Origin of the sequence: Flavobacterium mesophilum (genome assembly GCF_039581405.1) — a bacterium.
Lineage (GTDB): Bacteria > Bacteroidota > Bacteroidia > Flavobacteriales > Flavobacteriaceae > Flavobacterium.
This window is the reverse complement of the sequence record NZ_JBCPXZ010000005.1, coordinates 311,204-326,254: the sequence shown is the minus strand read 5'-3', so window position 1 is coordinate 326,254 and position 15,051 is coordinate 311,204. Positions and strand designations below refer to the sequence as shown.

Below are 15,051 nucleotides of genomic sequence, written 5' to 3'. Positions count from 1 at the left end.
AACCTTTGCGGTTTAAAAAAAAATTAATGAAAATGATCTTCTTCAATCTCAAATTCAGCATCTTTTTCCCAGATTTCCATTTCGCAGGGTTTGCAGTTGAATTTTAGTTTGTATTCTAACTCGCCCTGTTTTAAAACCAAAGGTTCTTTTACCTTAACACCAACAATGTCTTTTTGGTGAATCGGACATTTTTTTAATTCGTATTTGATACAATATTTAGTCGTCATTACACGAGATTTTCCTGGATCCCATTGCAATTCGAATGCTTTTTCGATTTCGGTAACACCGTGGCGTTCGTAGAATTTACGAGCAGTTTTGTTCGAAACATTGTACATGAAATCCAGTTTCGTTTCTGGATAAGGATGTGACGTTTTTACCAATTGATGTTCTTCACGTTTGTAATTTGCTAGACGAATTTCTGATAATTGTTCGAAAACATTTCTTCTCATTTCGTTGATTTTAGAAATAGGAAGGAACCAGTTTTGAGAGAACATTACATTAATTTCATCAGCACTGTAAGGTGTGAAACCTGTTTTTGCCAATTGAACTTTAATGTTTTCTTCGATTGATTCGCCAGTTTTAGTCGGCTCTTTTGCGTGCTCTAATTTTACGGTACTTACGTTTCCATCTTCGTCGGTTGCGATTAATTCGAAACCATTTTCGTTTTCGGTAAGCAATAAAGTAGTTCCAATTTTACGGATCGCACTGTCTTCTCTTTCAACAATTTTGATGAAAGCAGTATCGTTGTTACGGTAAATGAAAGTTCCGTCTTTGATTTCTTTTAGAACGTTTGGATACACTTTTCCGTTTTCGGCTTTGTTTACGTAAATTCCGTCGGCTTCGTTGTTTTCGTTGATGAAACAAAGTCCGTCACCGTTATTTAACAATTCGCCGTTTTCAATTTCGTAAGCGTCTCCGATTGTACGGATTAATTTACCAATATATTGCCCTTTTGATTTTGGGCTTTCCCAAGAACCAATACTAGCGTGTCTTTCGTTTACGAAATAATCGGTATAACCACGATTGAAAGTTCTGCTTAAAGTAGAATCGAAAGTATAAGTACATTTTCCAGAAGAAGCTTTAGTGTATTTATCGCTTCCTTCTAAAAAGCTGTCTAATTTTTGGCGTAAATAAGAAACGTTGTTTTTAACGTAAGCTACATCTTTAAGACGTCCTTCGATTTTGAAAGAAACGATTCCCGCTTCGATCAAATTAGGGATTTGATCTGAAACATCTAAATCTTTAATCGAAAGCAAGTGACTGTTTCTGATTAAAGTATCTCCGTTTCCGTCGATTAAGTTGTAAGGTAAACGACAGTTTTGAGCACAAGAACCACGGTTCGCGCTACGTTCTCCATTTGCCACACTCATATAACAGTTTCCACTGAAGGATACACATAATGCTCCAGTTACGAAGAATTCTAGTTCAACATCAGCATGATCGTAGATGGTTTTAATTTGATGCAGGTTTAATTCACGTGCTAAAACCACACGTTTGATTCCGGCATCTTTCAAGAATTTGATTTTATCTGCGTCACGGTTATTGGCTTGTGTGCTGGCGTGAAGTACGATAGGAGGCAAGTCCATTTCCATAATCGCCATATCTTGAATGATCAAGGCATCAACGCCAATATCGTACAATTCCCAAATCATTGCACGACACGTTTCTAATTCGTTGTCGTATAAAATGGTATTCATTACCACAAAAACCTGAGCATTAAATAAGTGCGCATATTTTACTAATGCGGCAACATCTTCAATAGAGTTGTTGGCATTAGAACGTGCTCCAAATTGTGGCGCACCAATATATACTGCATCGGCACCGCTGTTAATAGCTGCCATTCCGCCGATTAAATCTCTTGCTGGAGCTAATATTTCTATTTTCTTCTTCATTTCTAAAACTTTAGCCTTTTGTGGTATTCACGAAAAAAAGTGTGCAAAGGTCTGATAAATTATTTGAGTTTACTAGAGATGAAGCGATTTTTTTGAAATTGTTAACTTAATATGGAATGTTTGAAAACTTATAGATTATTTATCTGACAACCAACTCCAGCGTTTTGCCCAATCCATTAGTATGTCATTTCTCCATTTTAAAATTGTTTTTCCTCCTTGTATTTTACCGTCATATAGGTTTGGATCTGCTTTATCAGTATACCAGTTGTCGCCTAATTTATAGTCAGTATCATGTTTTTTTCCCGGCCATAAATTTTCTACAACAAGCACTCCTTCTTGTGTAGGGAAATCTGGCATGTTTGAAACAAATTTGTAATGCAATATTTCCGCTTGCTTTGGCACGTACTTAATGGCATATTCTCCATTTCCTAAATAGTACCCAGGCCATTTTTGGACTTTGCCTTTAAGGGTGGTCTCCATCCAGAAGCAAGATGAATCAGCGGGGATATTTTTAATAGGGCCTTTCAAATGAAATTCTGTAATGGTACAATACGCCACCGTATCTTTTGTGGTTGTTATTCCATTGAAAACAACTCTTGGGCTTTGACTGAATTTTTCAAAACTGCCACCCCAGCTTTCACGTGTTGGATCATTTGGATTTCCGTCCATCATATAAAGAAGTGTAGGCGTGTCTCCCATTTTGACATTTCCATCATAATAGTTTTTAAAGTCTCTGCCTAAATTGCCTGCATTCTTCATGTATTTATCGTAGTAATCGGTGGTTTTTACGCTATCAGGTTCATTGCTGTTAGAGAAGAAACCATAATAAGAAGAGTTGTTTTCAATAAACCAAAGGTTTGGAAAATGTTCAACGATGTATGCGTAGCTGTTCGCACTCCATTTTTTGTTTGGACCGCCGATCCATACTACTCGTATTTTGCTTTGAATTTCAGGAGCATCATGTAAAGCTTGAGCTAAATCTTCTAGTCCTCCCCAAACCAAAACCCATAAAGGCTGCGTGCTTTCTTTTTTGGCACATTTTATAATCCAGTCAGAACCTTCAGTCGATTTTGTGTAGCCTCTATACGGAGCAGCGCCGTGGCGTCCCTGTTTTGTGATAGAACGTAAATAATCTGGAGAAAGTAATCCTTTTTGATGTTTTTTTAGTTTCGGCAGATCTTTTTCATAAAGATTTATCATATGCAAAATCTCTTCTTTGTTTCCATCTCCAAAAGAGGGTGACGAAACAAGTCCTTCAATGTTGAATAGTTCACTATACATGAATAGGTGAGTGAAGGATTGATTATCATCGGGGTCAGTGCCACCAATGTCACTACTAATTAGAATTCGAGGTTTTGCCGGTACTTTTTGTTGGCCAATTGTATTAGATGAATAAATGAAAAGTAGAGAAAACAAAATACATCTGATCATAATGGACATTTGCTATTAAAGAATTAGAAATAGTATTGAAACTGAAATATAAGATTTATTTTAGTTTTTATAAACAAAAAAACCACCCGATCCTAAGACCGAGCAGTTCTCAAAAAAAAGCATGAATCATCGATCGATTAATTCATTCTCATTTTAATTTGTGACAACGTATTTTGAATACTGTTTAATTGTTTTGAAACGATGTAAATTTGATCGTGTTCAAGATTGTTTTCTTCGAGCGCCATTTTGTATTTTTCGATAGCAGCTTCTTCTCCTGTAACGCAGGCATTAATGATTGCTTTTGTATCACCTCCTGTGAATGATGATTTAATGTCAATCCAAGTTCTATGTAGGGCGCCAAGTGGGCCTCCGCCAGAAGTATCTGTTGATTTTCCGAGTTTATTGATTTGGTCTTGTAATTCTACAATAAACAATGCTCTTTCTCGGGCGTAATCAAGAAAATCGGCTTTTATAGCTAGATTTTCCACATGTTCGGCGGCGTTGGTGTATCCTAATTTACCGTCTTCAAGAATTGAAATTAATCCTTCTAGAGTTTTAATTGTATCTGTCGTGGTTGCATCTGTATGTGTCATGACATATGTTTTTTGAAATTAATATATTACAAAGTTTCAAAATTATAAGATGTTATGTTTTACAGGATTACAACTCTAGTTTTATAATATTCTGGAATGGGAATTTTGAAAATGGTACTTCTCATTTGCCGTTTGGGTTAGGGATAGAAGCGACATCCTTTTGTTTTTTTCTTTAAAAAACAAAAGATATAGCGGATAGCCCGGCCGGAGGCAACCCCATAAAAAAACAGCTTAAAGTATAAAAGTGATGAAACTTTTGAACCTTAAGCCGTTTTAGTAAAACTTAGAATATTGTTATGCAGTCAAAGCTTCTTTGATTCTGCGTAATGCTTCTGTTAAAATGTCGTTGCTTGTTGCGTAAGAGAAACGAATACAGTTTGGATTTCCGAAAGCGTCTCCAGTTACTGTTGCAACGTTTGCCTCAGCTAAAAGATACATCGAAACGTCGTTTGCATCTTTAATTTCGTGACCTTTTAAAGTTTTTCCGAAGAAAGAAGAAACGTCTGGGAATACGTAGAAAGCTCCTTCTGGAACGTTGATTTTTACGCCTGGAATTTCTTTTAATAATCCAACTACTAAATCTCTACGTCCGTGGAAAGCTTCAACCATGTGGTTTAATGCACTTGGATCAGCATCTACAGCTGTGATTGTAGCGCGTTGTGCAACAGAGTTTGCACCAGAAGTTACTTGTCCTTGAATTTTTGTACACGCTTTTGCGATGAATTCTGGAGCTCCAATGTAACCAATTCTGTATCCTGTCATTGCAAATGCTTTTGCAACTCCGTTTACAGTGATTGTTTTTTCTAACATTCCCGGAATAGATCCGATACTGCAGAAAGTTCCTGAGAAATTAATGTGCTCGTAAATTTCATCTGAAACTACGTAAATATTTGGGTGTTTTTCTAAAACTTTAGCTAAAGCTGTTAATTCTTCTCTGCTGTAAACAGATCCAGATGGGTTACATGGAGAAGAAAACCACATCATTTTTGTTTTTGGTGTGATTGCAGCTTCTAATTGTTCTGGTGTCATTTTGAAATCTGTTTCTACAGATGTTGGAACTTCAACAGGAACTCCGCCAGAAAGTTTTACGATTTCGAAATAAGAAACCCAGTATGGTGCTGGTAAAATAACCTCGTCACCATCGTTCAACATTACTTGTGCGATGTTGTATAATGATTGTTTTGCTCCTGTAGAAACTACGATTTGAGTTGGTTTGTACTCTAAATCATTGTCTCTTTTGAATTTTCTGCAAATTGCTTCTCTCAATTCTAAGTAACCTTCTACTGGAGAGTATGTGCTGTAATTTTCGTCTACTGCTTTTTTTACGGCCTCTTTAATGAAGTCTGGAGTGTTAAAGTCTGGTTCACCTAAACTTAAACTGATAATGTCTTTTCCTTGTGCTTTTAATTCTCTTGCCAAAGCAGCCATTGCTAATGTTTGCGAAGTCGCAAGGTTGTTGATTCTGTCCGAAAGAATATGATTCATTATAAAAATTTTGAATGTCCTTAAATTGCTGTGTTGTTTAAGGAAGGTTAATTATTAATAGATTTTTTTTTAGTTTTAAACTGCTAATTCTGGTTTCATTCCCAATTCGCGTAAATGTTTGAAGTGAGCAACAACGGCACTTCGCATTGTTTTGTATTCATAATATGGCAAATTGCATTCTTTTGCTGTTTCCTTTACGATTTTTGCAATTTTGCCATAATGAATGTGGCTTATATTTGGGAAAATATGATGTTCAATTTGATGATTTAATCCTCCTGTGTACCAGTTTACGATGGCGTTTTTAGGAGCAAAATTAGTAGTAGTGTACAATTGGTGAACCGCCCAAGTATTGTCCATTTCTCCTAATTCATTTGGTTCCGGATTTGTTGTATGATCTACAACGTGTGCCAATTGGAAAACAATACTCAAAATTAATCCCGCTGTATAATGCATTACGAAAAAGCCTAAAAGTACTTTCCACCAAGCGATTCCAATTACGATTGGTAAAACAATCCAGATAGAAACATAAATGATTTTGGTAATAATAAGAGTCGTCCAAAGAATTTTTGGGCTTTTTGGCTCTCCATAAGATAATTTTCTTTTCAAATAAGCGCGCATTTGTCTGAAATCTGTTGTCAAAGCCCAGTTGAATGTCAATAATCCGTATAAGAAAACAGAATAATAATGTTGAAAACGGTGAAAACTATGCCATTCTGCATGTTTTGTAAAACGGATAATTCTTCCGGCATCTAGATCTTCATCATGTCCAGGAATGTTAGTATAAGTATGGTGCAATACATTATGTTGTACTTGCCAGTTGTAAACATTTCCAGCCAAAACATAAATGGTACCGCCCATGAATTTATTGATCCAATTTTTATTTGAATAAGAACCGTGGTTTCCGTCATGCATAACGTTCATTCCAACGCCCGCCATTCCAATTCCGATCACGATCGATAAAAGCAACATTACCCAAAAAGGCATGTTTAATGTAAGGATTAAAAAGTATGGTGTTAAAAATACTGCAAAAAGAATAACAGCTTTTAAATGCAGTTTCCAGTTTCCAGTTTTTTGAATGTTATTTTCTTTGAAATAATTGTTTACGCGAGAGTTAAGAGTTCTGAAAAACTTCAAATTGTCTTGTCTTGCAAATATAGGCGCAGGGTTATTCATAATTATTTTAAATAGTTTTCAAAGGTAATTATTATAAATTTTCAATTTGCAAAATTGAGTTAAATATTTCAATCGTAAAGTAGTACTTTTGTTAAAAATTTACAGCAATGGATGAGATATTGAAATATTTTCCTGATTTGACCGATCTTCAAATCAAACAATTTCAACAATTAGACTTTTTATACCACGATTGGAATGAAAAAATCAATGTTATTTCTAGAAAAGACATCGATTCTTTATACACAAAACACATTTTGCATTCGTTAGGAATTGCTAAAGTGATGAAATTTGAGCCGGGTACAACTGTTTTGGATGTTGGAACAGGAGGTGGTTTTCCGGGAATTCCGTTAGCAATTCTTTTTCCTGAAACTCGTTTTTATTTGATTGATGTTATTGCCAAAAAAATAAAAGTAGTTCAAGGCGTTGTTGATGCATTAGAATTAAAAAATGTAAAAGCAGAACAAAAACGTGCTGAATTAGTAAAAGGCGATTTCGATTTTATTGTAAGTCGTGCGGTGACTAATATGCCTGATTTTGTTTCTTGGATTCATGATAAAATTAAAAAACAGCATAAACACACTTTAAAAAACGGAATTTTGTATTTGAAAGGTGGTGATTTGGCAGAAGAATTAAAAGATTTTCCAAATGCAACTTTATACGACTTGGCTGGCTTTTTTGAAGATGAATTTTTTGAAACTAAAAAAGTAGTGCATTTGCCCTTAAAGTTTAAGCCATAATTTTTTATAAAAGAATAATAAACCCGATAATGTTTGCCGCAAAAGCTGTGTTATCGGGTTTTGCATTTTAAATTGAATTATAATTAAGATGCTTTTTCGATTGGATTTAAAAATGGATTTTTTTCATAATCCAGATTTTTAACAAAATTATTGATTGCGTTTTCTGATGCCTCTGCAGAATATTCAAAATCTTTATCAAAGAAAAATTCTCGACATATTAATGGCTCATTTGATGAGTCATAGACCTCTTCATCAGATACTGTATTTGTATCAATAGTATAAGCACAAGGATAAAAATGGCTTAATTCAATAATGATGTCGTTAAACCATTTGTCAAAAACTTTCTTTTTTGGCGTCAAATGACGAACTAATAAAACTAATCCCGTAAGCTCGCTTTGTAAAAAGTAAGAACCTTTTTTATAATGAACATCTATTAATCGGGCGTTCATCAATGCAATCCATATTGGTCCGTTAACGCTTCCAGTTGCAGGAAAATTTAAATCAAGATCAAATTCAATTGGTTTTGTATTTTCCGGATTTAAGGTTGAACACCATAAAGCTTCAATTCTTTCTTGAATGTCATTTGTGGCTTTGCTGTATCCTGAAAAGCGACAAAGCACCCATTCTAATAATGCGGCAGTCAATGCAACCGAAGCTTTATGATTGATGTGTGATAACGCATTTTCTAGATCTTCATTGTCTTCTAAACAATCTAAAAATTGCTCCGTTTTTTTTCTATTCCATTTAAAGTCAATTTTATGACCAATGCTTTTTGATTTTAAAATAATTGATGGTGTATTCAAATTCTTCATACGCTTTTATGAATTTTAAACTTTTCTTTCGATGGATTTTATAACGGAGCAAATGTATAATGATGCCAATCGTTGAATTATTCCTAAAAGTTTTAAAAATGATAAAATAAGGTTTTTTCAATATGCAAGTGATTGAAAAACAGTAATATAAGAAAAAGACTACAAATTAATAAATTGTACTAATGTAAAATCAAAAAGCCGATTCTCATATAGAATCGGCTTTATTTATGTGGTCAGATTTATAGCTTAAACCTGAAACTTTAAACTAATATTAACCTAAGAAAGGGTATCTGTAATCTTCTGGCGTTACAAAAGTTTCTTTGATAGTTCTTGGAGAAGCCCAACGCAATAAGTTCAATGCAGAACCTGCTTTATCATTAGTTCCAGAAGCTCTTGCTCCACCAAACGGCTGCATTCCTACAACAGCTCCGGTTGGCTTGTCATTAATGTAGAAGTTACCAGCAGCGTTTTGTAATTTAGTTGTAGCCACTTCAATAGCATAACGATCTTGGCTAAATACAGCTCCTGTTAAAGCATATTCAGAAGTAGTATCAACTAATTCAAGAGTTTCTTCCCATTTCGCATCTTCGTAAACATAAAGAGTGATAACTGGTCCGAACAACTCAGTTTCCATTGTAGTGTATTTTGGGTTTGTAGTTACAATAACCGTTGGCTCAATAAAGTATCCAACTGATTTATCGTAATTTCCTCCAACGATGATTTCAGCATCAGCATCTTTTTTAGCTTGGTCAATATAGCTAGCTAATTTGTCAAAAGAACCTTCGTGAATAACTGCTGTAATGAAGTTTCCAAAATCTTCTGGAGAACCCATTTTCATAGATTTAACATCAGCAATTAATTGTTCTTTTACAGCTGGCCATAAACTTTGTGGAATATAAGCTCTTGAAGCAGCAGAACATTTTTGTCCTTGGAATTCAAATGCTCCACGAGTAATTCCTGTAGCTACTTGTTTTACGTTTGCACTTGGGTGAGCAATGATGAAATCTTTACCTCCAGTTTCTCCTACGATTCTTGGGTACGTTTTATAATTGTTGATGTTTGCACCAATTTTAGCCCAAATATCTTTAAATACGTGAGTTGATCCTGTAAAGTGAACACCAGCAAAATCGCGGCTCGCTAAAACAGTATCAGTAATCATTAAAGCATCTCCGAAAACTACGTTGATAACGCCGTCTGGAACTCCAGCTTCTTTGAAAACATCAACGATAACTTTTGCAGAAAATACTTGGCTGTCACTTGGTTTCCAAACTACAACGTTACCCATCATAGCAGCACTTGCAGGAAGGTTTGCAGCGATAGCAGTAAAGTTGAATGGAGTAATTGCATAAACAAAACCTTCTAATGGTCTGTACTCTACACGGTTCCAAACAGTAGAATCTGATTTTGGCTGATCGTTGTAGATTTGAGTCATGAACTCAACATTGTAACGTAAGAAGTCGATTAACTCGCAAGAAGAATCGATTTCTGCTTGGTGAATATTTTTTGATTGACCAATCATTGTTGCTGCGTTGATACGAGCTCTGTATGGTCCTGCGATAAGTTCTGCAGCTTTTAAGAAAATAGCAGCACGTTGTTCCCATGCCATGTTTGCCCATGCTTTTCTTGCTTCAAGTGCATTTGCAATTGCTTTTTCGATATGTTGTTTTTCAGCTAAATGATATTTCCCAACAACGTGTTTGTGATTGTGTGGAGCTGTAATGTTTCTTGTATTTCCAGTTCTAATTTCTTCGCTTCCAATATATAAAGGAACGTCAATTTGAGAATTCCACATTGTGGTGTAAGCTGCCTGAACTGCTGCTTTTTCTGGTGAGTTCGGTGCGTAGCTTTTTACTGGCTCGTTTACCGCTTTTGGTACATGAAAGAATCCTTTTAACATGGGATAAATTATTTTTAAAATTACGATTTGTTTAATTTTTTACAAAAGTACAAATGATAATTTGAATTTATCACAATACAATATTAAAAAGTTGTATTTTAATAAATGGATCATTCAAGTTGCAGAATAATTAACATTTTAATTGCAGAAAACCGAAATGATTTACGCAAAAAATAAAGGTTTGCTTGAATTTTATAAATGAAAAGTAATCTAAACTATAAATTAGTTTAATGCAAAAGGAGCACACATTCTAAAAGTAGGAACAATCACTTTGAATGTTTTAGTTGTAGTGAAATTGATCATATTAAAATGACCTTTCATAGCGCCATAAGGAGACGATAATAAACAACCAGAACTGTAAGTGTGATTTTCACCTGGTTTTAAAACCGGTTTTTTTCCAATTACGCCTTCGCCATCAACAATATCTAAATCGTTTAGAGAATCAAAAATTTCCCAGTGGCGAGAAGTCAATTGAACAGAATCTTTACTATGATTTTCAATTGTAACTACATAACTAAAAGCAAAATGAATCTTGTAGTTTTTGAAGTAAGTTCCTTCAAAACTAGTTAAAACTGATATTTTTATGCCTCTTGTTATTTGAGAAACCATACTAAAGTAGTATATATGTGTGCGTTATACGTGCAAAGCTACGAAAAAAAATGATTGAAGTGAAAACGTTAACATTGTTTTAATTTACGATGTTTATTGAGTTTCCGTTTCCTTTTCCGATCACTCTTTGGTAACGATCAGAACTTTCTTTATAATAAACCAAGATGGTGTATTCATTTTCAGTTTGATAGAAATTTCCATCAACCGCATTTTCGTAATCAATGTTTCCTTTTCTGTCTACGGTTCTGTATTGATAGTTCGTGAAGCCTTGCTTGATCATCACTGCTTTTTCAAAGATTGCTTTGTCTGGATTATAATCCATTTTATATTCTGGTGAAAGACTGAAATTATTGAACATTCCCACAATATAGATGTCTTTGTTTAACTGAAAAGCCGGCGCCGAAAGAGTGAAATAAACCCAAGCATAATCGGCTTCGATTTCCATTTTGAATCCGTTGATGTTTTTCACGACAAAATTTCCATTTACGTCTTCATACAGTGTGTAAATTTGGTTGCCTCTTGCGTGATTTGGATATAAATAAGAACTATAAACATCGTTGTTTGAACCCATTCTGGCAACATTATTACTAGCTGCGCGAATATCTTTGTTTTCAAAATACAAAAATTCATTGCCTCCCCAAAACTGCGTTTCTTTGTCGTATTTATAAACCATTTGATTTCCAATGGTATATTGTGGCGGAACATTTTTAATGCTAGTTTTGAAATCACCATTTTGCAATAAAAGCACTTTTATGTTTTGTAAAGGCGTCTGAAAAGTGATATCGTTTGACAAAATAGTAAATTCAAGATTTTGCTTGTAATCAATATTGCTGAGGTTTCGAGTGCGTTTTACCAAACATGCTACAGTTGAATGATTTTCATACAGAACAAATTTTCTTGAAAAAACAACTTCCTTGTCTTCATTTAAGATTTTCAGCATATAATTTCCTGAAATACGCAACTGCGTTGTAAATTGATTCGGAAACGTTAATGTATAATGTGTGTAACCTTGAAGTGTGTTGAATGAATTCGAAAAATCAGTAATTCTTTGATTGTCAAAACCGCGAATGTATTCTGTTTTTGGAATGTCAGACGGAATCCAATTGTAATCGCAATGCACTAATTCAAAATAATAATTGGCTTCGTTGCCAAATAAATCATCAAATTGAAATGAAAATACGGATCCCAATTCAAAAATTGGAACCACATTCGTGTCATTTTGAACAAATGAAGCAGTTTTGATATTATATGGAGGATCTACTTCGTTTTGTACTTCTTGGGCTTTCGCCGAAGTAAAAATTAAAAACAAAAAGAAGCTTATAGATAAAAATTTTGGCATTTGATACTTTGTAAGATTTGTAAATATAACAATTTTATACAACGAAAAATATGCCAATCTATTGGATTTAACTATTAAGAGCCTAAAATGTATTCCAGATTGCCTTCAATTTCATCATTGATATAACTTTCCTCTAAAAGCGAATCCGACAATAATTTTTTGTTTTCCTGCAATTTGATGATTTTTTCCTCAACTGTATTTTTCGAAATAAAACGAATGACGTTTACTTTATTCATTTGCCCGATTCTATGCGCTCGTCCAACGCCTTGTTTTTCTGCGAAAGGATTCCACCACGGATCTAAAAATAAAACATAAGAAGCTTTCGTAATATTTAAACCAACGCCTCCCGCTTTTAATGAAATAAAAAATAACAACGGATTTTCATTTTCCTGAAACTTTTTGACTTCTTGTTCTCTCTTGCTTGCTGGTGTTTCTCCTGTGATTTCACAAAAATCAATTTTGTTTTCTTTGCACCAATCGGTGTAGAAATGCAAATTCGTGACAAACGAACTGAAAATGATTACTTTCTGTTTTGCTTTGACTAAATTTTCCAGATAATTGGTAACTGCAATATATTTTCCAGAATCAATTTCTGAATCGGCATCGACCATTTTCGGGTGATTACTCAATTGACGCAGTTTCATCAAAGTATTGATAATACTGATTTTATCTGGACTTGAATCGGTTTTTAGAAGGAAATTACGAGCTTTAGATTTTTCTTTCTCGTATAATTTCTCCTGTTCTGGATCCATGTCGCAATAATAAACCTGCTCGGTCAATTCGGGCAAATCTTTTAAAACTTGTTCTTTAGTTCGTCTTAAAATATAAGGCTGAATAAGGTTTTTTAATTCAGATAAAACTTCCTCATTTTGCTTTTTCTCAATCGGATTTTTGAAATTTTCCATAAAAAAAGCATAACTGCCCAAAATATCCGGATTGATAAACTGCATTTGCGACCATAAATCGTCAAGCGAATTTTCAATCGGTGTTCCACTTAAAGCAATTTTATGTCCGGTGCTGATTTTATTTATGGCTTTAAAAATCTTAGAATTTTTGTTTTTGATGTATTGACTTTCGTCCAAAATCAAATAACGGAAATCGTATTTTTCTAAAATCGAAATATCGCGATGAATGATGCTGTAACTCGTAAAAATCAAATCAGTTGAATTGATTCTGCTTGTCAACATTTTTCGATCATTTCCCACGTATTGCATTTTCGAAAAGTGAGGCGTGAATTTTCCAGCTTCGTTAAACCAGTTAAAAACCAAAGAAGACGGAAGAACAATTAAAGCTTTTAATGGTTCTCTTTCGATCGTAGTTTCATTGGCAAATAAATCAAAGTTTGTGGTTTTTGTTGTAAAGCCTAATTGTTCCTGAACGGAAACCAAAACAGACAAAGTTTGCAATGTTTTTCCAAGTCCCATATCATCTGCCAAACACGCGCCCATATTAGAATTAAAATGTCCCAAAAGCCATTTTACGCCATCAATTTGGTACGGTCTTAAAGTTGCTTTTATTAAATCTGAACTGGTAAATTCAGCTTTGTAAATTTGGTCTAAATCATTATTAATTTCTGAAATTCCGTCTAAAGCAGTGAAATTGCTTTTACGTAAAAGTAAAGCTCCATTTTCTGTCTTAGCCAATTTCGCCAAAGAACCATATTTGCTAAACCATTCTAACGGAATCAAAAAGTAATTTCCGTCAGGCAATTGAAAAAGTCTTTCTTTGCTTTTGATATTCGGAATGATTTCACTGAAATTGATTTTATAATTGCCAATTGTAATAATGATTTTAATATCAAACCAATCGGCTTTTGTCTCTTTTGCAATCGAAATCGTATTACTTTCAGTTATGATTTCCTTGCTTTCGAGTTTTAAATTTTGAATCGTAAAACCTAGATTTTCCAGTTTTTCTTTGTTGTCAATAATCAATTGAATATTGATATAAGGATCAGTAGTTTCTGCATCTGATTTTAATCCAAACAATTCATTTTTGATTTTTTCTAAACCAATTTCGAGTAATTTTTCTGTATATGAATTTTCATCTGAACTTCTTTTAAACTGAATTATGCGAGGTTCATTAGCAACACTGAAATCGACAAATGAATGTGTTTTTTTAGTTTTGCTGGCATCAAAAACATATCCATTATAATCAAAATAAAGATTTAAATAATAGCAGTTTTTAAAGAAATCAAAAACAGGCTGAATCGTGCAGGAAACAATTTTATCGCGAAGTTCGATTTCGAAACCATTGGCTTCAATGTCGATTTTTTTAGCAATTTCCGGAATGAAATTCTTAAAATAATCATCCACTAATTTTGAAGGAATTTCAATTGATTTTTTCTTCAAAAAAGGCGTCAGTTTTTTACCATTTAGTTCTTTTAATTGCCCTAATTTTTTGTTGACAATTAACCAGCCTGGTTCATCTAAAAGAATATCTACATTATTCTCCATTGGAAGAAATGTAGTTTCGTTTTCTTTTAATGAAAGGGTGTAAGTAATGCCTTCAGCGTGTTTGTCGAATTGAATCTGAGGTTCAAAATCCAACGAATCAATACTTACTCGAGAACGATAAAAATCTTTTTCTGGCCCTAAATTGATGGACAACGGGAATTGTTCTTTTACAATCAGATCGTAAAACGGACCTAAATTAATCTTTAAATGCTGACGAATGGCAAAATCAATTTTAGAATCTTTCTGCAAATCAGCAATGGTTTTGGCGGATTTGATTTTTGCGCCAAATTTTTTGAAAATAAACTCAGGTTTTAAAGATTCACAAATAGTTAGTATCCTTTTGGAATTTGGTTCTAAACTTTCGAAATCAATTCCGAAACTTTCAATAATAGCTTTTGTTGCTTTTTTGTCCAGATATTTGATTTCACTGGTGTTCTCAACAATATATGCGGTTGGGATATAAGCATTCAGATTTTTTTCAAAACTGATGTCAAAACAGAACTGAAATGATTTTGTAGGTTCCAAGGGTTTAGGATTTGGTTAGGCTTGTAATTTGGGATTGGGGCAAAAAAATAAAAGGAGTTTCAAAATAATAATAATTTGAAAACTCCTTTTAAATGAACTTGTATC

11 protein-coding genes are annotated in these 15,051 nt (G+C 33.9%); 1 reads left to right on the top strand and 10 read right to left on the bottom strand.

Annotation, left to right across the window (positions count from 1 at the left end; translation table 11 throughout):
• Positions 1 to 23: 23 nt before the first annotated feature.
• The 5 genes from AAYQ19_RS16995 to AAYQ19_RS16975 all read right to left on the bottom strand — a co-directional run bounded on the left by AAYQ19_RS16995 (position 24) and on the right by AAYQ19_RS16975 (position 6,574).
• Entirely contained in the window at positions 24 to 1,892 is a 1,869-nt protein-coding gene (locus tag AAYQ19_RS16995; protein ID WP_343537869.1) for a peptidase U32 family protein, read from the bottom strand.
• Positions 1,893 to 2,027: 135 nt separating this feature from the next.
• Positions 2,028 to 3,323 (bottom strand): nucleoside hydrolase-like domain-containing protein, encoded by a 1,296-nt coding sequence (locus AAYQ19_RS16990; RefSeq protein WP_343537867.1) that lies wholly within the window; start codon positions 3,321 to 3,323, stop codon positions 2,028 to 2,030.
• 137 nt (positions 3,324 to 3,460) lie between these two features.
• The gene (locus AAYQ19_RS16985) at positions 3,461 to 3,916 is read right to left on the bottom strand and encodes a ferritin-like domain-containing protein (RefSeq protein WP_343537865.1); all 456 of its coding nucleotides are present in this window, start codon (positions 3,914 to 3,916) and stop codon (positions 3,461 to 3,463) included.
• A gap of 294 nt (positions 3,917 to 4,210) precedes the next feature.
• The gene (locus AAYQ19_RS16980; RefSeq protein WP_260672614.1) at positions 4,211 to 5,401 is read right to left on the bottom strand and encodes a pyridoxal phosphate-dependent aminotransferase; all 1,191 of its coding nucleotides are present in this window, start codon (positions 5,399 to 5,401) and stop codon (positions 4,211 to 4,213) included.
• A gap of 75 nt (positions 5,402 to 5,476) precedes the next feature.
• The gene (locus AAYQ19_RS16975; RefSeq protein ID WP_343537863.1) at positions 5,477 to 6,574 is read right to left on the bottom strand and encodes a fatty acid desaturase family protein; all 1,098 of its coding nucleotides are present in this window, start codon (positions 6,572 to 6,574) and stop codon (positions 5,477 to 5,479) included.
• A gap of 107 nt (positions 6,575 to 6,681) precedes the next feature.
• On the opposite strand from AAYQ19_RS16975, the gene rsmG reads away from it, so the two are divergent.
• On the top strand, positions 6,682 to 7,311 hold the full coding sequence (gene rsmG / locus AAYQ19_RS16970) for a 16S rRNA (guanine(527)-N(7))-methyltransferase RsmG (RefSeq protein ID WP_343537861.1): 630 nt from the start codon (positions 6,682 to 6,684) through the stop codon (positions 7,309 to 7,311).
• A gap of 83 nt (positions 7,312 to 7,394) precedes the next feature.
• Here rsmG and AAYQ19_RS16965 read toward each other — a convergent pair whose 3' ends face one another.
• The 5 genes from AAYQ19_RS16965 to AAYQ19_RS16945 all read right to left on the bottom strand — a co-directional run bounded on the left by AAYQ19_RS16965 (position 7,395) and on the right by AAYQ19_RS16945 (position 14,946).
• Positions 7,395 to 8,123, bottom strand: a complete 729-nt coding sequence (locus AAYQ19_RS16965) for a hypothetical protein (protein WP_343537859.1) — start codon at positions 8,121 to 8,123, stop codon at positions 7,395 to 7,397.
• A gap of 271 nt (positions 8,124 to 8,394) precedes the next feature.
• Complete coding sequence (gene pruA / locus AAYQ19_RS16960) at positions 8,395 to 10,020, bottom strand: L-glutamate gamma-semialdehyde dehydrogenase (RefSeq protein ID WP_343537858.1); 1,626 nt, start codon at positions 10,018 to 10,020, stop codon at positions 8,395 to 8,397.
• 222 nt (positions 10,021 to 10,242) lie between these two features.
• The gene (gene apaG / locus AAYQ19_RS16955) at positions 10,243 to 10,629 is read right to left on the bottom strand and encodes a Co2+/Mg2+ efflux facilitator ApaG/CorD (protein ID WP_012023834.1); all 387 of its coding nucleotides are present in this window, start codon (positions 10,627 to 10,629) and stop codon (positions 10,243 to 10,245) included.
• Positions 10,630 to 10,708: 79 nt separating this feature from the next.
• The gene (locus AAYQ19_RS16950) at positions 10,709 to 11,968 is read right to left on the bottom strand and encodes a type IX secretion system plug protein (protein ID WP_343537851.1); all 1,260 of its coding nucleotides are present in this window, start codon (positions 11,966 to 11,968) and stop codon (positions 10,709 to 10,711) included.
• 74 nt (positions 11,969 to 12,042) lie between these two features.
• Positions 12,043 to 14,946: a DEAD/DEAH box helicase gene (locus tag AAYQ19_RS16945; RefSeq protein ID WP_343537850.1), complete on the bottom strand. Its 2,904-nt coding sequence runs from the start codon at positions 14,944 to 14,946 to the stop codon at positions 12,043 to 12,045.
• Positions 14,947 to 15,051: the final 105 nt, after the last annotated feature.

Excerpts from the sequence above, each read along its gene's own strand:
- apaG (WP_012023834.1), bottom strand. The coding sequence starts at position 10,629 with ATGGTTTCTCAAATAACAAGAGGCATAAAAATATCAGTTTTAACTAGT.
- AAYQ19_RS16985 (WP_343537865.1), bottom strand. The coding sequence starts at position 3,916 with ATGACACATACAGATGCAACCACGACAGATACAATTAAAACTCTAGAA.
- AAYQ19_RS16990 (WP_343537867.1), bottom strand. The coding sequence starts at position 3,323 with ATGATCAGATGTATTTTGTTTTCTCTACTTTTCATTTATTCATCTAAT.
- AAYQ19_RS16950 (WP_343537851.1), bottom strand. The coding sequence starts at position 11,968 with ATGCCAAAATTTTTATCTATAAGCTTCTTTTTGTTTTTAATTTTTACT.
- AAYQ19_RS16980 (WP_260672614.1), bottom strand. The coding sequence starts at position 5,401 with ATGAATCATATTCTTTCGGACAGAATCAACAACCTTGCGACTTCGCAA.
- AAYQ19_RS16995 (WP_343537869.1), bottom strand. The coding sequence starts at position 1,892 with ATGAAGAAGAAAATAGAAATATTAGCTCCAGCAAGAGATTTAATCGGC.
- AAYQ19_RS16965 (WP_343537859.1), bottom strand. The coding sequence starts at position 8,123 with ATGAAGAATTTGAATACACCATCAATTATTTTAAAATCAAAAAGCATT.
- pruA (WP_343537858.1), bottom strand. The coding sequence starts at position 10,020 with ATGTTAAAAGGATTCTTTCATGTACCAAAAGCGGTAAACGAGCCAGTA.
- rsmG (WP_343537861.1), top strand. The coding sequence starts at position 6,682 with ATGGATGAGATATTGAAATATTTTCCTGATTTGACCGATCTTCAAATC.
- AAYQ19_RS16975 (WP_343537863.1), bottom strand. The coding sequence starts at position 6,574 with ATGAATAACCCTGCGCCTATATTTGCAAGACAAGACAATTTGAAGTTT.